The organism is Sorangiineae bacterium MSr11367 (genome assembly GCA_037157805.1).
In the GTDB taxonomy this organism is placed as follows: Bacteria; Myxococcota_A; Polyangia; order Polyangiales; family Polyangiaceae; genus Pendulispora; species Pendulispora rubella.
In genome coordinates, this window is sequence record CP089983.1 from 9,949,231 (window position 1) to 9,965,224 (window position 15,994).

Annotated in this window: 22 protein-coding genes; 5 read left to right on the top strand and 17 right to left on the bottom strand. The window is 64.7% G+C overall.

Translation table 11 applies throughout. From position 1 onward, the window contains the following. Nucleotides 1-5 precede the first annotated feature (5 nt). Nucleotides 6-923 (bottom strand): AraC family transcriptional regulator, encoded by a 918-nt coding sequence (locus LVJ94_38260; protein ID WXB02744.1) that lies wholly within the window; start codon nucleotides 921-923, stop codon nucleotides 6-8. Nucleotides 924-1,045: 122 nt separating this feature from the next. On the opposite strand from LVJ94_38260, the gene LVJ94_38265 reads away from it, so the two are divergent. Further along, nucleotides 1,046-2,143: an aldo/keto reductase gene (locus LVJ94_38265; protein ID WXB02745.1), complete on the top strand. Its 1,098-nt coding sequence runs from the start codon at nucleotides 1,046-1,048 to the stop codon at nucleotides 2,141-2,143. A 3-nt stretch (nucleotides 2,144-2,146) separates the two neighbouring features. Here the strand turns inward: LVJ94_38265 and LVJ94_38270 are convergent, their stop codons facing one another. From LVJ94_38270 to LVJ94_38280, 3 genes are all read right to left on the bottom strand, one after another. Beyond that, complete coding sequence (locus tag LVJ94_38270) at nucleotides 2,147-2,560, bottom strand: DCC1-like thiol-disulfide oxidoreductase family protein (GenBank protein ID WXB02746.1); 414 nt, start codon at nucleotides 2,558-2,560, stop codon at nucleotides 2,147-2,149. Between the two features lie 9 nt (nucleotides 2,561-2,569). Further along, nucleotides 2,570-3,496, bottom strand: a complete 927-nt coding sequence (locus tag LVJ94_38275) for an enoyl-[acyl-carrier-protein] reductase (GenBank protein ID WXB02747.1) — start codon at nucleotides 3,494-3,496, stop codon at nucleotides 2,570-2,572. A 67-nt stretch (nucleotides 3,497-3,563) separates the two neighbouring features. Beyond that, nucleotides 3,564-5,120 carry a serine/threonine protein kinase gene (locus LVJ94_38280; GenBank protein WXB02748.1) on the bottom strand — a complete coding sequence of 519 codons (1,557 nt, stop codon included), beginning with the start codon at nucleotides 5,118-5,120 and terminating at the stop codon, nucleotides 3,564-3,566. A gap of 220 nt (nucleotides 5,121-5,340) precedes the next feature. Here LVJ94_38280 and LVJ94_38285 point away from each other — a divergent pair, with 220 nt between their 5' ends. From LVJ94_38285 to LVJ94_38300, 4 genes are all read left to right on the top strand, one after another. Then, the gene (locus LVJ94_38285; GenBank protein ID WXB02749.1) at nucleotides 5,341-6,873 is read left to right on the top strand and encodes a hypothetical protein; all 1,533 of its coding nucleotides are present in this window, start codon (nucleotides 5,341-5,343) and stop codon (nucleotides 6,871-6,873) included. Then, the gene (locus tag LVJ94_38290) at nucleotides 6,870-8,159 is read left to right on the top strand and encodes a cytochrome c3 family protein (protein ID WXB02750.1); all 1,290 of its coding nucleotides are present in this window, start codon (nucleotides 6,870-6,872) and stop codon (nucleotides 8,157-8,159) included. Before LVJ94_38285 ends, LVJ94_38290 begins: the two co-directional genes overlap by 4 nt. 87 nt (nucleotides 8,160-8,246) lie before the next feature. Next, on the top strand, nucleotides 8,247-8,501 hold the full coding sequence (locus LVJ94_38295; GenBank protein WXB02751.1) for a hypothetical protein: 255 nt from the start codon (nucleotides 8,247-8,249) through the stop codon (nucleotides 8,499-8,501). A gap of 185 nt (nucleotides 8,502-8,686) precedes the next feature. Beyond that, entirely contained in the window at nucleotides 8,687-9,610 is a 924-nt protein-coding gene (locus LVJ94_38300) for a hypothetical protein (protein ID WXB02752.1), read from the top strand. A gap of 282 nt (nucleotides 9,611-9,892) precedes the next feature. Here LVJ94_38300 and rpsK read toward each other — a convergent pair whose 3' ends face one another. From rpsK to LVJ94_38365, 13 genes are all read right to left on the bottom strand, one after another. Further along, on the bottom strand, nucleotides 9,893-10,312 hold the full coding sequence (gene rpsK, locus LVJ94_38305; protein ID WXB02753.1) for a 30S ribosomal protein S11: 420 nt from the start codon (nucleotides 10,310-10,312) through the stop codon (nucleotides 9,893-9,895). 35 nt (nucleotides 10,313-10,347) lie between these two features. Then, nucleotides 10,348-10,725 carry a 30S ribosomal protein S13 gene (gene rpsM / locus LVJ94_38310; GenBank protein ID WXB02754.1) on the bottom strand — a complete coding sequence of 126 codons (378 nt, stop codon included), beginning with the start codon at nucleotides 10,723-10,725 and terminating at the stop codon, nucleotides 10,348-10,350. A gap of 9 nt (nucleotides 10,726-10,734) precedes the next feature. Next, nucleotides 10,735-10,848 carry a 50S ribosomal protein L36 gene (gene rpmJ / locus LVJ94_38315; GenBank protein ID WXB02755.1) on the bottom strand — a complete coding sequence of 38 codons (114 nt, stop codon included), beginning with the start codon at nucleotides 10,846-10,848 and terminating at the stop codon, nucleotides 10,735-10,737. Nucleotides 10,849-10,926: 78 nt separating this feature from the next. Next, nucleotides 10,927-11,169, bottom strand: a complete 243-nt coding sequence (gene infA, locus LVJ94_38320; protein WXB02756.1) for a translation initiation factor IF-1 — start codon at nucleotides 11,167-11,169, stop codon at nucleotides 10,927-10,929. After that, nucleotides 11,166-11,834, bottom strand: a complete 669-nt coding sequence (locus LVJ94_38325; protein ID WXB02757.1) for an adenylate kinase — start codon at nucleotides 11,832-11,834, stop codon at nucleotides 11,166-11,168. Before LVJ94_38325 ends, infA begins: the two co-directional genes overlap by 4 nt. A gap of 2 nt (nucleotides 11,835-11,836) precedes the next feature. Further along, entirely contained in the window at nucleotides 11,837-13,180 is a 1,344-nt protein-coding gene (secY, locus tag LVJ94_38330) for a preprotein translocase subunit SecY (protein ID WXB02758.1), read from the bottom strand. Nucleotides 13,181-13,198: 18 nt separating this feature from the next. Beyond that, nucleotides 13,199-13,663, bottom strand: a complete 465-nt coding sequence (gene rplO, locus LVJ94_38335) for a 50S ribosomal protein L15 (GenBank protein WXB02759.1) — start codon at nucleotides 13,661-13,663, stop codon at nucleotides 13,199-13,201. Next, nucleotides 13,656-13,853 (bottom strand): 50S ribosomal protein L30, encoded by a 198-nt coding sequence (rpmD, locus tag LVJ94_38340; GenBank protein WXB02760.1) that lies wholly within the window; start codon nucleotides 13,851-13,853, stop codon nucleotides 13,656-13,658. Before rpmD ends, rplO begins: the two co-directional genes overlap by 8 nt. 1 nt (nucleotide 13,854) lies before the next feature. Then, nucleotides 13,855-14,406, bottom strand: a complete 552-nt coding sequence (gene rpsE, locus LVJ94_38345) for a 30S ribosomal protein S5 (protein WXB02761.1) — start codon at nucleotides 14,404-14,406, stop codon at nucleotides 13,855-13,857. Nucleotides 14,407-14,427: 21 nt separating this feature from the next. Continuing rightward, nucleotides 14,428-14,781, bottom strand: a complete 354-nt coding sequence (gene rplR / locus LVJ94_38350; GenBank protein WXB02762.1) for a 50S ribosomal protein L18 — start codon at nucleotides 14,779-14,781, stop codon at nucleotides 14,428-14,430. Between the two features lie 9 nt (nucleotides 14,782-14,790). Continuing rightward, nucleotides 14,791-15,396 carry a 50S ribosomal protein L6 gene (gene rplF, locus LVJ94_38355; protein WXB02763.1) on the bottom strand — a complete coding sequence of 202 codons (606 nt, stop codon included), beginning with the start codon at nucleotides 15,394-15,396 and terminating at the stop codon, nucleotides 14,791-14,793. Then, nucleotides 15,396-15,800 carry a 30S ribosomal protein S8 gene (gene rpsH / locus LVJ94_38360; GenBank protein WXB02764.1) on the bottom strand — a complete coding sequence of 135 codons (405 nt, stop codon included), beginning with the start codon at nucleotides 15,798-15,800 and terminating at the stop codon, nucleotides 15,396-15,398. Before rpsH ends, rplF begins: the two co-directional genes overlap by 1 nt. Nucleotides 15,801-15,804: 4 nt before the next feature. After that, the gene (locus LVJ94_38365) at nucleotides 15,805-15,990 is read right to left on the bottom strand and encodes a type Z 30S ribosomal protein S14 (protein ID WXB02765.1); all 186 of its coding nucleotides are present in this window, start codon (nucleotides 15,988-15,990) and stop codon (nucleotides 15,805-15,807) included. Between the last annotated feature and the right edge of the window lie 4 nt (nucleotides 15,991-15,994).

Genomic DNA, 15,994 nt, shown 5'->3' on the forward strand with positions numbered 1-15,994 from the left:
TCTTCTCATCCCCGTCGATATTGCCGCGGCGTGCTTCCCGTCAGCTTACGGAATTGCGTCGTAAAGTGGCTCTGGCTCGAAAAACCGACTTCGAACGCCACCTCGGCAATGGATTTGGCGCTTTGGCGCAGTAATTCCCTCGCCTTCTCGATGCGACGGCGCAGGACGTAGCCATGGGGTGTTTCGCCCGTGGATTGTTTGAAGGTGCGCGCGAAGTGGTACGGGCTCAATTCCGCTTGGGCGGCGAGGGATTCCAAATCGAGACTCTGCGATAGATTGGCCACGATGAAATCCGTGACGCGGCGAACGCGCGACGGTGGGAGGCCGCCGCGGGCGTCTTTGAGGACGACCGAAGCGCCGGACGCGATGTGGTGGCGAAGGACCTGCGCGGCCACCATGCGGGCTGCGCTGTCGACGTAGAGTCGATCCGCGGCGTGAGGCGATTGGAGCGACTGGCACAACTCCAATGCGATGCTCTGAATCACCGGATCACGAACGCCGTCGCGCGTGGCAATCCGCAGTCGGTCGGCCGGGATGTCCAGTAGATCGGCGGCCATGCCCTCGAGCAGGCCGGGCTCGAGATGCAGGTGCACGCTTTCGACGGGCTCGTCACGGAGCGAATGCCATTGGACGTCGTAGGTCGGCGTCATCGCGGGCGTGATGAAGATGTCGCCCGCGCCCACGTCGAAGCGCTCCCAATCACCGCCGTCGGCATCGCGCTGCTCGAGACGCAGCCAGCCCGAGGTCATGAGGACGATGTGGTGCGCCGCGAGCGGTGGGACGCGCACCGGCTCGCCTTGCATCTCCGGCTCGAGGTAGGAGCGCACCAGAAGTCCGCGCCAGCCGTGCGGCTCGCTGCTCAGGAGGGTGCAGCCGGGGCGGCCCGTCTTGAACGCGATGGAGGACAGTCCCTGGCCGGCCATTCGCTCTCAGAATACGCAGCAAGATCGCGAAAGTCAGGGCAAGCCGGCGAAAGAAAGGGCCTGGGGCTCGCTCCTACCTTCTCCGCGGCTCGCACGGGGCGGGCGCTGGAAAGGATTTCACGATGCGGTACGTACTTCTCGGAAGAAGCGGTCTCAAGGTGTCGGAGCTGTGCCTCGGTGCGATGACGTTCGGCACGGATTGGGGATGGGGCGCCGACGACGAGGTGAGCCAGGCCGTGTACCGAAGATTCCGCGAGGCGGGCGGCAACTTCATCGATACGGCGAACCTCTACACCAACGGCGCGAGCGAACGCATCGTCGGGGCATGCATCCGCAACGAGCGCGATCGCGTGGTGCTGGCCACGAAGTACACCTGCTCGACGGACGCGGACAACCCCAATGCCAGCGGCAATGCGCGCAAGAACATGGTGCGCGCCGTGGAGGCGAGCCTGCGCCGCCTGGGCACCGACTACATCGATCTGTACTGGCTCCACGCATGGTCGTACACGACACCCGTCGACGAGGTGATGCGCGCCCTCGACGATCTGGTGCGGCAGGGCAAAATCCTCTACGTCGGCGTGTCCGATACGCCAGCCTGGATCGTCAGCCAAGCCAACACGCTGGCCGAGTTGCGCGGCTGGACGAGCTTCATCGCCACGCAGATCGAGTACAGCTTGGTCGAGCGCACCGTCGAGCGCGAGCTCTTGCCCATGTCGCGCGCCCTCGACATCGGCGTCCTCGCCTGGAGTCCGCTCGCGGGCGGCGTCTTGACCGGGAAATACAATGCCAAGAACGCGTCCCATGCGGCCACCCGCCACGAAGCCATGCCCTTGCCGAACGTGAACGAGCGAGCCTTGGGCATCGCCGCCGTCGTTCAAGACGTCGCGCGGGACGCTGGGTACGAGCCTGCGGCGGTCGCACTGGCGTGGCTGCGCGCGCAGGGGGTGCTGCCCATCGTGGGAGCACGCACTCCAGAGCAACTCGCGTCGAACCTCACGTGCCTCGAGGTGAAGCTCGACGCCGCGCAGCTCGCGCGCCTCGACGAGGTGTCGCGCATCGCGATGGGCTTCCCCTACGACGTGATGGAGTACGCCGGCGGCGTGGTCCACGGCCGCTTCTACGCGCAGTTCGACACCCCGCACCGCGCGGGCCTGCCGCCGAGCGTGCACGCATCGTTCTTGAAGGCCGGGTCGGCCGTCGCGCTCAAGAGCGTCGAGTGAGGCTCACGGGAGAAAGAGGGCTCGCTCCTCGGGGCCTGGCACCCTGCACGCCTCCCGTTTGCCGAAGATGCGGTACCTGAAACGCGCCACCAGCCGATACGCCGCGTCCGACAATGCGAGCGGGATCCACCGGAGAAACCGCGCCCAGCGCCACGGTGGCGGCAGGTAGCGCATGCTCACGAGGATCCCGCGGGAGCGCAGATGCACGGTGCCTTCGTCGACGAAGATCACCGTGTCCACCCCCGACGGGATCTCCGGGTGCATCGCCCGCAGACGCGCCGCCGTTTCGCCCTGAATGGGCGCGTAGCGCAGGGCCCGTGCGCGATCGACGCGCACGAACCATTGGATGAGGGCGTCGCACAGGCCGCAAACGCCATCGAACAAGACGATACGGGGTGGAAGCTCGCTCTCGGTCACACGGGAAGATTAAGCATTGCGGCCAGGATCGCCCGGCGGGGCGTAGCGCGCGTCGGTGGCCTTGCCCATCGTGTGGTAGCCCTTGTCCACGTACATGGTCGTGCCGGTGATGCCCGCCGCGAGCGGGCTCACGAGAAAGGCCGCCGCGTTGCCGACGTCTTCCGCGGTCATGGCATCGGTCAGCGGCGAGTTGTTCGAGGCGTATTCGACCATCGCGTCGATGATGCCGATGGCGCTCGCCGCGCGTGAGGCCCACGGCCCCGCGGAAATGGTGTTCACGCGCACGCCGTATTTGCGCCCCGCCTCGTAGGCGAGCACGCGCGTATCGCTTTCGAGCGCCGCCTTGGCCGAGGACATGCCTCCGCCGTAGCCGGGGATCACGCGCTCGCTGGCCATGTACGTGAGCGACACGAACGAGCCGTCCTTCTTCATCAGCGGCGCGAAATTCGCCACCATCGACACCATCGAGTAAGCGCTCACGCCCACGGCCTCGAGGTAGCCCGCGCGGCTCGTCTCGAGCAGCGGCTTCTTCACCTCGGGCCCATTGGCCAGCGAGTGCACCACGATGTCGAGCGGCTGCTCGCCGAAGTCGCTCTTGAGCTGCGCAGCTAACCCGGCGATGGAGAAGTCGCCGAGCTCCTTGTAGCGCTTGTTCTCCCGCACCTCGGCGGGCGCGCTCTCGAGCGTGTCGAACGCCGCATCGAGCGGGTAAATCTTCTCGAACTCGAGGAGCGATCCATCGGCGAACTTGCGCGACGCATCCATCTTGCCGCGCCGCAGGAGCGTCTGAAAGATCCCGAGCGCGGGCGGCCATGTGCCCACGCACACCTTCGCGCCGGCCTCCGCCAGCGATTTGGCGATGGCAAACCCGAAGCCGCCATCGTCCGCCACCCCAGCCACCAGTGCCCTGCGCCCCGTCAGATCGATCTTGAGCATGGCCGAGGTATCACCCGGTCACGGCCTTCCATGCAAGGGGGCGGGCGGGGTGAAATCGCTGTGCGCCTTACAAATGCGGGATCAGGTGCGCGAACCACGCGACGCCCGTCGCCATGAGCGCGGCGAGCACCACCACGATCCCCACGGTGGCCGTGCTGGTGGGCTTCTTCATCGCCATGGCCGGCGCACCACCCGCCACGGCGGGGTGATGAAACTGCGACGCGACCGACGGAGGGGTCGGTGTGGACACCAGCGGTGAATCCATGGGCGGGAGCGCGGACATGCGCATCGTGCCCGACGGGCCGCCGCCGAAGCCACCGCCCGAGCCCGTTCCACCGCCAGTTCCTCCTCCTCCGCCACCTCGCGGACGCGGCGGGAGCGGATAGCGCGGTTGGCGCGGGATGGGGGTCGGTGGGCGCGGAGGCTCCTCGAGATCTTCCAGCGCGGAGAGGTTCCCCTCGCCGAGGGCATCGCCCGGAAGCGCACCGCCCAGGGGAGCCCCCGTCCCCGGGAATTCCCCGGTGTTGATCTCACTCATCCAGCGCGACGGATCCTCGAAGTCGCCCAGGTTGAGCGGCGCGGCCTTGGGGCTCGCATGCTTCGACTCGGGCGCACTGCGGTCGTCGTCCTTGAGGGAGGTGAACTCGAAGAGCGCCTCCTCGATGAGCTTGTCGATGATCGACGGCTGCTGCGGCCGAACGCGCTGCTTGTCGCGCACGGCGACGTGCACCAGCGACTCGATGTCGAACGAACTCACGGGCTCGGCCAAGCGAAACATGCAGTTTGCAAGGTCTCGCCCGAGCTCGCGCGCGGACTGGTAACGCAGCGACGGATCGCGCGCCAAGATGCGGTTGACGATCCGCTCCAAGTCCGGCCGAACGTGACGGTTGTACTGGCTGACCGACGGAATCACGGCCTGCTGGACTTTTTTGACCGTCTGAAAATCCGTCTCGCCCAAGAAGAGACGCTGCCCGGCGAGCAGCTCCCAGAGGATGATGCCGACCGCGAAGATGTCCGTCCGATGGTCGACGTCCTGGCCCATTGCGGCCTCGGGCGACAGGTAGCTGAATTTGCCTTTGATGATGCCCGGCTCGGATTTTTCGAGCTGCGAGTTGGCCTTGGCGAGACCAAAGTCCACGATTTTGACCTCGCCGTACTTCGTGATGAGCACGTTGGGCGGGGACATATCCCGGTGGACGATATTGAGCGGGTTGCCGTTGGGATCGCAGAGCTCGTGCGCGTAGCTGAGTCCCTTGCAAATCTCGTGGGCGATGAGGACGGCCGCCGGTACGGGGAACTGCTTCCCCTGTTTCTTCAGCGATTCCGCGATGGTCTTCAAGTTCGCCCCGTCGACGAACTCCATGACGATGAAGTAGGCGTTGTCGCCGACACCGATGTCGAAGACCTGCACGCAGTTCGAGTGCGAGAGGTGCGCGGAAAGACGCGCCTCGTCGAGGAACATCGAGATGAACTTCTTCTTCTCGGACAGGTGCGGCAGAACGCGCTTGATGGCGACCTGCTTCTTGAACCCCTGCAGGCCCTCGCTCTCCGCACGGAACACTTCGGCCATCCCGCCTGACTCGAGTTTCTCGATGACGCGATAGCGCTGCGCGGAATCCGACATGCTCGTTCGTTAGCGTGCCATCCGCAGGGTCCGAGGGTCAAGCACACGCAGCGAGATTGCCGTCCTGTCCCCCGTGCCCGTACACGTGCCCGTGCCGGTGCCCGGAGACCGGAAAAGACCGGGCACGGGCAGGGGCACGGGCACGTGTACGGGGCAGAAAGAAAGGGTCTTGTCCGGCGGGCGGAAGCGCTGATACGCGAGAGGAAGGCGATCGGCGTTGATGCGCCCCCGGCTTTTCTTCCTCCTTGTTGCGAGCGTCGCGACCATTTCGGCGGCGACAAGGCCAGCCTTCGCCATCGAGCCGGAGGTCACGAGCGATACGTCGGCTCAGTTCTACGACGTGCGCAGCCCAACAGGCGAAACCATCGTGGCGCGACGGCGTCTCACCACCACGCTGGGCGTCAGCGCGTTCGATTTACTGGGGAACAGGGAGCCCGACCGAAAGGGGCGCGAGAAGCTGCCCGAGCTGACCTTTCGGGCCAGGCTCCGCTACGACCCGGACTACGGCCCCGGTGGGGGCGTGGACGATCCGAACAACTTCGCCAGCCTGGTTCCCGGGTTTTCCCGCGGTCCGGTCGACCTGATGTACGCGTACATCGAAGGCCGAAAGTTCGCCGGTGGCTGGCTCGGCTTCAAGCTGGGTAGGCAGTACATGGTCGACCCGTTGGGCTGGTGGTCCTTCGACGGCGCCTCGGTTCGGGTGACCACACCTTTCTACCTGGCGCTGGAGGCCTACGGCGGACTGGAAGTGCGCGGAGGTATGCCGCTCTCCACACCGCGCTTCGAGCAGAACGGTGTGTGGCGGGGCGACCGCAGCGGGTACGACGCCTCGCTCTACCCGTCGTTTCAGCCCAGCCAGATTGCACCGGCCATCGGCATCGCCGCCGAGACCACCGGCTTCACCTGGCTGCACGGACGGCTCACCTACCGGCGCGTGTACAATACAGGTGAATCCACCGTCACCCAGTTCGCCGGCGGCCTCACCCCGCCGGTGCATTACGACGAGACCCGCATCTCGCAGGAGCGCGTGGGCTACAGCATCGACGGCACCTTGCCCGACGTACTCGGGGCGCGGGCGGGGTTCGCCTACGATTTGTACATGGCGAAGATGGCGAGCATCTTCGCGTCCGTCGATGCCTTCGTGACGCGGAAGCTCACCCTGAGCGTGGACTACGACTACTACTCGCCGACGTACGACGCCGACTCCATCTGGAACTTCTTCGCGGGCTCGCCGATGAACGACATCGCCGCCCGCGCCAACTGGGACATCACCGACGACGTGTCCGCGGCGGCGCGCTTCAATTTGCGCATTTTCCAGACGCAGACGTCGAGCTTCAACGAGAACAGCTCGCCGAACATCCGCACGGACGCGGACCCGAATTATTACCCCTCGAGCGGCGCCACCTTCGACGAAGGCGGGTACCTGTCCATCACGCAAAAGCTGGGCGAGAATGTGCATGGCCTTCGCTCGAACGGGAATTTCGGCAAGGAAGGAAACCGTGTGGGCGGCGACCTCTTCGTGAACCGCGTCTACGATGGGCGCTACCTCTTCGAGGGGCGCGCGTCGATCTGGCACTGGGAGGATCGCCTGCGCGAAGGCCGAGATGCCACGAGCTACGGCGCCGTGGCCGCCGTTGGCTACCGCCTTGCGCCGCGGAGCAAGGTTCTCTTCGAGTACCAGGCGGACGTGAACCGGCTCGTGGGCGTGCGCAACCGCGCCATGATCTGGCTGACCGTGGCGGTGACGAAATGATCGGGCGCTATGTCCTGCTGGTGATCGCGATGGTTCTCGCGGCCACCGTGGCCATTGCCGGGGATCCGCCGAAGTCGGCGCGCGTACTCCCGCCCGGCGCCTTCGACGACGACCGAGGCCCGAGTCAGGCCATCTTTCCGCCGCAGCAGTTGACCATCAAGTTCAATCACAAGCTGCACCTCACCGAGGGAGCCACCTGCAAAACGTGCCACCCGGGCGCGCTGACCAGCAACTCGGTGGCGGACCATTTGACCCCCAAGGGCGCCGTTTGCGATGCGTGCCATCAATCGGACCACTCGAACCTGGCCAAGGTGATCGCGGGCCCGGAGGCCTCGGGGCAGTGCGCGTTTTGCCATCTCGGCTACAAAGAGTCGGACGGCAATGCGGTGGCGCGGTTCGTGGTGCCGCGGGCCAACATGGTGTTCAACCACCAGAAACACGCGGTGCGGAACATCGGCTGCGGGCAGTGCCACGGTGCACTCGATCAGGTGGAGCTCGCGACGCGCGATCAATTGCCGCGCATGCGAGGGTGCTTCAAGTGCCACCAAATGCCGGATGCCGCCGCCCGGGGTGAGGCCAAGAGCGATTGCACCACCTGCCACATCCCGTCGAACCCGAAAGACCGGGACGCGCCGGCGCGGAATGCGTTGGTGCGGGCGGAAAACCCGGGTGGACGCATCAAGACGGCGTTTGCCTCGGGGGTGCTCGAGCCGCCGCGCTGGCTTCACAATGCCGCGCACACGCCGGATTTCATCGAGCGGCACAAGTACGTGGCGGGAAACGATTCGCAGTTTTGCGCCAACTGCCACAAGGAGGACTTCTGCGTCGGGTGCCACGACGGTCGGGTGCGCCCGAAGAGCATTCACCCGAGCGACTACCTCTCGATGCACCCCATCGAGGCGCGGCAGCAAACGCAACGCTGCACCAGCTGCCACAACGAACAGAACTTTTGCCTCGGGTGCCACCAACGGGTCGGCATCACCATGTCGGGGCCACCGTCCACCCGGGAGTCGGGACGCTTCCACCCGCCCAAGGGCATCTGGAGTGACGCGCCTCGGCGGCCTGGTCACCACGCGTTCGAGGCGCAGCGAAACCTGAACGCCTGCGTAAGCTGCCACGTCGAGCGCGATTGCGTCGTTTGCCATGGCGGCTCGGGAATTGGCGGTGGATTCAACCCTCACAAGAGCGGATTTTCCGGGGGTTGCGCAACGCAGATGCGAAGAAATCCGCGACCTTGCTTCGTTTGCCACATGCCGGACGACGGAGTGCTCGCTCCATGCCGCTGAGAACGCTGCTCTTTTCCTTGCCTCGGCTCCTGTGGACAGCGTATAGCGACATGTCCGGGGGCCGGGCTAGGTCGAAGGAGGAGCCACGTGAAAGAGCTTGTGCGGTACCTACTCGAGAATCTCTACCTCGATTTCCAGGGGGAAATCACCTTGGACCAGGTACGCCAGTTCCTCCGAGGCGACGAAAGCCGGGAAGCGAAGCAGCTCTTGGCCAAGCTCATCGAGGACAAGGGCGTCGACGACTTGTTGATCACCCTGGCCGACTGCCTGAAGGAACACATTCGCAACGGAATCAAAGAAGAGACCGTCCGCGAGCAACTGTCCCTCTATTCGGAGAGCTGAAAGCCTCCGTATCTTCTTGGACTTGGAGCGCCGGCGCCTTCTTCGTTGCGATCGCCGGCGCCTTCTTGGCTGCCACATCGGGATGTGACCAAGGCGTCCAGCACGACGCGTCCTCCCCTGCACCTTACTTACACCTCGTCGCTGCCAACGTCGGACCCGGCAAAAGGTTGCCGCCCGACGGGGCAGTGCTGCTGGCGTTCGATCGCCTGCTGCTGCCGTCGACCATCGTCCGGCAGTCGATTTACATTTTCGACGGGTTCAATGTCGCCCTTTCCCCCACGGTGCAGTACGACCCCGTGACGCGGGTGGTGACCCTGGGCAGTCCGCGCCCGGGCGAGTGGTTGAAGCCCGGTCAGCCGTACAAGATCGTGCTCACCGTCCCGAACGGGGACGAGGACAACAATGGGCTGCGGGCCATCGACCGCGCGACGCTCGATCCGGGCTCCGAGCGCGTCATCGGCTTTTTCACCGACACGGTTGCGGGCGGGACGAGCGGCGCACCACACATGGACTTCTGCAACGACGTGCTGCCCATCTTTCAGCAGCATTGCTCGGCATCGCAGTGCCATGGCGAGCCCGGGCCTACGACACCGAGCTCGCGCTTTCCCGACGGGCAGTCGCATCCGGCCGCGGGCCTCGTGCTGGAGAATGCCACCGGGGTCGTGTCGACGGCCATCGGCATCGGCACCCGCCGTGTCGCGATCGGTTCCAACACCGGACCGCGCACGCAGGCCCAGTCACCGGGCCGCATGTTCGGCGTGGACATGCCGCTCGTGGATCCGGGGTCGCCCGCGAACAGCTGGCTCCTTTACAAGCTGCTGATCGCGCCACCCCCGCCTCCAGGCACACCGCCGAGTGTGCGGCGCAAGTGCGACGGCTCCGAGGGCACCCCACCGCAAGGCGGGTTTCAGCCGCCCGTGTCGTACGCGGTTCTCTCGGAGGCCGAACGCGCGCGCCTCGCCGACTTCATCCCCGGCAACGTGATGCCCTACCCTCCGGATCCCGGGAGCGGCGACCGCCGCGAGAACCTCACCGTCGGCGAGGTGCAGCGCATCTCGAGCTGGATCCTGCAAGGCGCCGCAACGAACGCGTGCGCCTGCGAGCCCTGAGGAGCGCTTTCCGGAGGAGAGAGTTCACAGGAAGACGGGAAGACGGGAAGTTTTTGAGGTTTCCAATCCGCCGAATGGGCCAACTGGAACCCTAAAAAAAGCGTTCCGCGTCGCGCGCGCAGGTTCCCTTCCCGTCTTCGCGTCTTCCTGTGAACTTCTCCAGCCGTTCTTCTCGCCGCAACTTGGAGGTACTCCGCGGGCATGAACGACGAAAGGCGCCGATGCAAGCATCGACGCCTTTCTGGCGAACCACCGTGGCCAGTGGAACCTGGCCGGTGAGAATTAGACGCGGCGGCGCTTCGGCGGACGGCAACCGTTGTGCGGAACCGGCGTGACGTCACGGATCAAGGTGACCTTGAAGCCAGCCGTCTGCAGGGCGCGGAGTGCGCTCTCGCGGCCGGCGCCGGGGCCCTTCACGAAGACGGCGATGGAGCGCATGCCGTGATCCATCGCGCGGCGGGCTGCTTCTTCGGCGGCGAGCTGCGCCGAGAACGGCGTCGACTTGCGCGAGCCTTTGAAACCGCGCGAACCGGCGCTCGACCAGGCAATCGCGTTGCCATTCACGTCGGTGATGGTGACGACGGTGTTGTTGAACGTCGACTGGATGTGCGCGATCCCCGTCGCGACGTTCTTCTTCACCTTGCGCTTCGTGCCCTTGGCTTTCGGGCCCGTGCCGGTGGTTTGCGTCTTCGCAGTGGCCATGTCTTCTTACTCGGTGGTGAATAGATGAAAGGAAATCAGCTCGGTTTGCGCGCGCGCGACAGAATGCCCTTGCGCGGCCCCTTGCGGGTGCGGGCGTTGGTGTGCGTGCGCTGACCATGGACCGGCAGGCCCTTGCGATGACGCAAACCGCGGTAGCAGCCGATGTCCATCAGCCGTTTGATATTGGTCTGCACCTCACGGCGCAGGTCACCTTCGACCTTGTAGTCGGTCTCGAGGAACTCGCGGATGCGCTTGATTTCGGCCTCCGTCAGCTCCTCGGTCTTCTTGGTCGGGGGAATGTTCGCCCGCTCGCAGATGACGCGCGCGAGAGCATGACCTACCCCGTAGAGGTACGGAAGGGCGTAGGCAATTTGCTTGTGACGGGGGAGGTCGACTCCGGCAATACGAGCCATGGGTATTCCTTAACCTTGACGCTGCTTGTGGCGCGGGTTTTCGCAGATGATTCGGACCACGCCTTTGCGGCGCACGACCTTGCACTTATCGCAAATTTTCTTGACGCTCGGACGAACCTTCATGACGAAAACCTTTATGTCTTTTGAGACCCCCCGCCTCCATGCGGAAAACCGGGAAGGGGGGGCGCTTATACTCGAAAACTACTTGTGCCGGTAGGTGATTCGCCCACGGCTCGGGTCGTAAGGACTAACTTCGACGGTGACTCGGTCGCCGGGGAGGATGCGAATGTAAAACTGGCGCATGCGCCCGCTGATGGTCGCAAGTACGACGAGCCCGTTATCACATTTCACACGAAACATCGCGTTCGGCAGCGCCTCTTGCACCACGCCGTCGAACTCGAGCTTGTCGCCCTTGGGCTCCTTGCGCTCGCGTCTTTCACTCATGCTCGCTCGGCTTGTCCTTCTTGGCTGGTGATTTCTAGCGCTGCCAAAACTCGTTGGGTCACTTCATCGACCGTCCCCACCCCGCTGATCCGCTTCAACTTGCCGCGCTTCTCGTAGAAGGGGAGAAGTTCGGCGGTCATCGCTTCGTAGACGTCGATGCGCTTGGCGACGACGTCTTCATGATCGTCCGGGCGATGCTCGAGATCCGCCTCCGCCACGGAGGCCGGCGGGGGGTTGTACTTCAAATGGTAAATCTGTCCAGTGCGTTTGTCGGTGCGGCGCAACACGGCACGCTCGACCAGAAGGTCCTTCGCGACATCGATCGCGAGCACCACGTCCAGCTTCACGCCGTTTTTAGCGAGCACGTCGTCGAGGCCGGTAGCCTGCGGCGTCGTGCGCGGAAAGCCGTCGAGCAAAAAGCCCGGCTTGCAGTCAGCCTCGGTCACGCGCTGATCGACCAAGCCGAGGACGACGCTGTCGGGCACCAGCCCGCCGGCCGCCATCTGCTTGACCAACTCTTCGGGCAGCTTCCCCGCTTTTTTGGCTGCGCGGAGCATGTCGCCCGTGGAGATCTGCGGAATGCCCAGACGGGCGCAGATCACCTTGGCTTGCGTGCCCTTCCCCGCCCCCGGCGGGCCCACCAAAACGAGTCGCGTGTTGGCCATGACTACACGTCCCTCCTGCCGCGAATGCGCGTGGCTTTCCCGCCGGAGCCGGAGAGCCCTTCGTAATTGCGCGTGATGAGATGAGCTTCGATCTGGTTGACCGTATCGAGCGCGACGCCGACCACGATCATGATCGAGGTGCCGCCCCATCGGAACGGGACGTGGAACGCCTCGCTGATGATCGTCGGAACGATGCACACCGCCGCGACGTAGAGCGAACCACCGAAGGTGAGACGCGACATGACGTGGTCGATGTAGTCGGCGGTTTGCTTCCCCTGGCGAATGCTGGGGATGAACGCCTGCTGCTTCTTCAGGTTGTCCGCCACATCCACCGGCTGGAATGTGACCGCCGTGTAGAAGTAACAGAAGAAGATGATCAGCCCGACGTAGAAGACGTTGAACACCCAGTCGCCGCGGGAGAGCGCGCCCTGGAGCTGCGCCATGCCGGGAACCTTGAAGTTCGCGAGCGTGGCCGGGAACATGAGCAGCGACGAGGCGAAGATCGGCGGAATGGTTCCCGCCGTGTTCACGCGGAGGGGCAGGTGCGCCGTCTGGCCGCCGTAGACGCGCCGGCCTACGGTTCGTCGTGCATAGAAGATTGGGATGCGACGCTGGCCGCGCTCGAAGAACACGATGGTGGCCACCGTGGCGAGGATGACCGCGGTAACGGCCGCGAGGTTCAGCGGCTGGATGTTACCCTTGTTCGTCGCGAAGTACTGGAACAGGCCCGTCGGGATGCCGTCGACGATGCCGGCGAAGATGATGAGCGAGATGCCGTTGCCGATGCCGCGCTCGGTGATCTGCTCCCCGACCCACATCATGAAGGCCGTACCCGTCGTGAGCGTGATGATGCTCATGATGCGGAAGCCCCAGCCCGCGTGAACGACCACGTCACCCACCCGCGCGCTGTCGGAGAGGTCCTGGTTGTTCAGAGCCTCGAGGCTCATCGCAATGCCGAAAGCCTGGACGACCGACAGGAGAATCGTCCCGTAGCGCGTGTACTGGTTGATCTTGCGCTGCCCTTGCTCACCCTCTTTTCGCAGCTCGTCGAGCGGCTTGAAGACCATGGTGAGAAGCTGCAGCACGATGCTCGCGCTGACGTACGGCATGATGCCGAGCGCGAAGATCGACAGATTACCCAGCGCGCCACCGCTGAACATGTTGAACAGGCCGAGCAGACCGCCGCCTTGCTTGCTGACGACGGCCTGCATCACGTTCCGGTCGACACCCGGAATCGTGACGAAGACACCGATCCGGTATACCGCGAGCATGACCAAGGTGAAGAGGAGCCGCTTGCGCAGCTCCGGGACCTTGCCGATGTTCGCGAAACCGGAAAAGAGAGCCATGTTCGGGTCTTTGCCTTGTTAGGCGGACACCGGAGTTTCGGCGCCGAGAACGATCGCCTTGCCCCCTGCCTGTTCGATCTTCGCCGCGGCGCTCTTGGAGAAGCGGTGCGCCGTCACGATGACCGACTTGGTGATCTCGCCATCGCCGAGGATCTTGATGCGATCGACGGGGCCCTTGATGAGGCCACGGTCGCGCAGCGCGGTCTCGTCGACCTTGGCGCCAGCCGCAAAGACTTCCAAATCGCTGACATTGATTTCAGCGGTCTTTATCGGGAACGGCGGGTTGAAGCCGCGCTTCGGTAGACGGCGCATGAGAGGCGTCTGGCCGCCCTCGAAGCCGTGCTTGATGCCGTTGCGGGCGTACTGGCCCTTTTGACCGCGGCCAGCGGTCTTGCCCAGGCCGGAACCGACGCCGCGACCCTTGCGGGTCTTCGGGCGGCTCGCGCCGACGGGCTTCATGAGCTTCGAAAGAGTGTCAGCCATCGACTTCCTCCACCGTCACGAGGTGAATCACCTTCTTGATCGCACCGCGGAACGACGGCGTGTTCTTCACCGTCACGCTGGACCCCGGTCCACGAAGGCCGAGACCCTTGATCGTCAGGCGCATCGTCTCTTCCTGACCGATGACGCTGCGGGTCTGCACGACCTTCAGATTGGCTTTGAGTGCTGCCATGTCACGCCTCGCCGGCCACTGCCGCGGCGACGTTTGCCGTCGACTTACGGTCGGCCTGGTAGATGTCGTTCACTTCTTTGCCGCGCTTACGCGCGACCATCTCGGCGCTCTTGAGGGACTTGAGCGCCTTCACGGTGGCGCGCACCACGTTGTGCGGGTTCGCGCTGCCGATGCACTTGGTGAGGATGTCGTGGATGCCCGCGCTCTCCACCACGGCGCGCACTGCGCCACCGGCGATAACGCCGGTTCCCGCCGTGGCGGGACGGAGGAAGACGCGGCCGGCGCCGAAGTGACCGAGCACCTCGTGCGGGATGGTCACGCCCGTGAGGGGCACCTTGAAAATGTTCTTGCGGGCCTGGTCGTTCCCCTTGCGGATCGCCTCGGGAACTTCGTTCGCCTTGCCCAGGCCGACACCCACGTGACCCGATTCGTCCCCGACGACGACGAGCGCCGCGAAGGAGAACCGACGGCCGCCCTTGACGACCTTCGCCACGCGGTTGATGTGGATGATGCGCTCTTTGAGCTTGTCTTCGTCGATTTGATCGAAAGCCATGTTCGTATTCCCTGGGGAGTCTTAGAACTCGAGGCCGCCTTCGCGGGCCCCGTCAGCGAGAGCGCGAACACGCCCGTGGTAAAGGTACCCGTTGCGGTCGAACACGACCTTGGAGACACCCTTGGCGAGGAGAGCTTTGGCGACCGCCTGGCCGACGCGCTTTGCATCGTCCGTCTTGGTGCCGTCGGCGCCTTTGAGGCTCTTCGCGAGCGTCGACACGTGGGCAAGCGTGCTGCCCGAAGCATCGTCGACGGCCTGCGCGTAGATGTGTTTCGCGCTGCGGAACACGGTGAGACGCGGACGCTCGGCGGTGCCGCTGATCTTTCGGCGGATACGGAGCTTGCGTCGCTCCCGCCCAACAATCTGCATGGCCATGATCAGTTCCTACTTTCCGCCCTTGGCGCCGGCCTTACCGGCCTTCTCGCGAACCTTCTCGCCCTGGTAACGAACGCCTTTGCCACCGTAAGGCTCCGGCGGGCGAAAGCCACGAATCTTCGCGGCGGTCTCGCCCATTTTTTCTTTGTCGGCGCCCGTGAGAATCACGATGGTGCCCTTCGAGTCGCCCGGGATTTCCACCTTGATGCCGGCGGGAATCGGGAAGTTGACCGGGTGCGAGAAGCCGAGGGACAGGTTGAGAACCTGGCCCTTGAGCTCGGCGCGGTAGCCGGTGCCGACGAGTTGCAGCGTCTTGGTGTAACCAGTGCTCGAACCCACGACCATCGAGTTGATGAGCGCGCGGGCGAGGCCCTGGAAGCGGGCGCCGTCACGACCCGGAATGGTCGGCAACACGGTGAGCGTGGTGCCTTCCACCTTGAACGAGACATTGTCCGGCAGACGACGAGACAACGAGCCCTTGGGGCCTTTGACTTCGACGATGCCGTCCTTGAGCCCCACGGTGACGCCCTTGGGGAGCTCCACCGGACGCTTGCCGATGCGGGACTGTCGCAGCCCTTCCACGGTTCCCGTGGGCGCAGTTGCTTGCTGAGTCATCACCAAACCTCGCAAAGAAGCTCGCCGCCTACGCGCTGCTTGCGCGCATCGCGGTCGGTCATAACACCGCGGCTCGTGCTGAGAATGGACACACCGAGGCCCGAGCGAACGCGCGGGATGCGGTCGAAGCGAACGTAGACGCGGCGACCCGGAGTCGAGACGCGACGGAGACCGTCGATCGCGCTCTGACGGTCACGCCCGTAACGCAAGATGAGGGTCAGGGTGCGCGGAGCCGTGAGGTCGTCGCTCTCGCTGACGCGAACGTCGTCGAGGAAACCTTCGGACTTGAGCACGTGCCCCAAGTGCTCCTTGAGGCGCGAGTACGGCATCTCCACGCGGTCGTGCCGCGCGAGGGCGCCATTGCGGATGCGGGTAAGCATATCGGCGATCGGATCGGTCATCATGAGATCACCAGCTGGCCTTGATCACACCGGGGATTTCACCGCGCAGTGCAAACAGGCGGAGACATACACGGCAAAGTTCGAACTTGCGGTAGTAACCGCGCGCACGGCCACACACCTTGCAACGACTGCGGTGGCGTACCGAGAACTTGGGGGCGCGATTGAGCTTCGCGAATTGAGACGCACGAGCCATTGGT

What these genes read in the sequence shown, in the direction of transcription:
- LVJ94_38265 (WXB02745.1), top strand. Translation starts at nt 1,046, where the DNA reads ATGCGGTACGTACTTCTCGGAAGAAGCGGTCTCAAGGTGTCGGAGCTG.
- rplR (WXB02762.1), bottom strand. Translation starts at nt 14,781, where the DNA reads ATGGCCATGCAGATTGTTGGGCGGGAGCGACGCAAGCTCCGTATCCGC.
- rpsM (WXB02754.1), bottom strand. Translation starts at nt 10,725, where the DNA reads ATGGCTCGTATTGCCGGAGTCGACCTCCCCCGTCACAAGCAAATTGCC.
- rpsK (WXB02753.1), bottom strand. Translation starts at nt 10,312, where the DNA reads ATGGCCACTGCGAAGACGCAAACCACCGGCACGGGCCCGAAAGCCAAG.
- rpmJ (WXB02755.1), bottom strand. Translation starts at nt 10,848, where the DNA reads ATGAAGGTTCGTCCGAGCGTCAAGAAAATTTGCGATAAGTGCAAGGTC.
- LVJ94_38285 (WXB02749.1), top strand. Translation starts at nt 5,341, where the DNA reads ATGCGCCCCCGGCTTTTCTTCCTCCTTGTTGCGAGCGTCGCGACCATT.
- rpmD (WXB02760.1), bottom strand. Translation starts at nt 13,853, where the DNA reads ATGGCAGCACTCAAAGCCAATCTGAAGGTCGTGCAGACCCGCAGCGTC.
- LVJ94_38365 (WXB02765.1), bottom strand. Translation starts at nt 15,990, where the DNA reads ATGGCTCGTGCGTCTCAATTCGCGAAGCTCAATCGCGCCCCCAAGTTC.
- LVJ94_38260 (WXB02744.1), bottom strand. Translation starts at nt 923, where the DNA reads ATGGCCGGCCAGGGACTGTCCTCCATCGCGTTCAAGACGGGCCGCCCC.
- LVJ94_38275 (WXB02747.1), bottom strand. Translation starts at nt 3,496, where the DNA reads ATGCTCAAGATCGATCTGACGGGGCGCAGGGCACTGGTGGCTGGGGTG.
- LVJ94_38290 (WXB02750.1), top strand. Translation starts at nt 6,870, where the DNA reads ATGATCGGGCGCTATGTCCTGCTGGTGATCGCGATGGTTCTCGCGGCC.
- LVJ94_38325 (WXB02757.1), bottom strand. Translation starts at nt 11,834, where the DNA reads ATGGCCAACACGCGACTCGTTTTGGTGGGCCCGCCGGGGGCGGGGAAG.
- infA (WXB02756.1), bottom strand. Translation starts at nt 11,169, where the DNA reads ATGAGTGAAAGACGCGAGCGCAAGGAGCCCAAGGGCGACAAGCTCGAG.
- rpsH (WXB02764.1), bottom strand. Translation starts at nt 15,800, where the DNA reads ATGATGACCGATCCGATCGCCGATATGCTTACCCGCATCCGCAATGGC.
- rplO (WXB02759.1), bottom strand. Translation starts at nt 13,663, where the DNA reads ATGGCTGACACTCTTTCGAAGCTCATGAAGCCCGTCGGCGCGAGCCGC.
- secY (WXB02758.1), bottom strand. Translation starts at nt 13,180, where the DNA reads ATGGCTCTCTTTTCCGGTTTCGCGAACATCGGCAAGGTCCCGGAGCTG.
- rplF (WXB02763.1), bottom strand. Translation starts at nt 15,396, where the DNA reads ATGACTCAGCAAGCAACTGCGCCCACGGGAACCGTGGAAGGGCTGCGA.
- rpsE (WXB02761.1), bottom strand. Translation starts at nt 14,406, where the DNA reads ATGGCTTTCGATCAAATCGACGAAGACAAGCTCAAAGAGCGCATCATC.
- LVJ94_38280 (WXB02748.1), bottom strand. Translation starts at nt 5,120, where the DNA reads ATGTCGGATTCCGCGCAGCGCTATCGCGTCATCGAGAAACTCGAGTCA.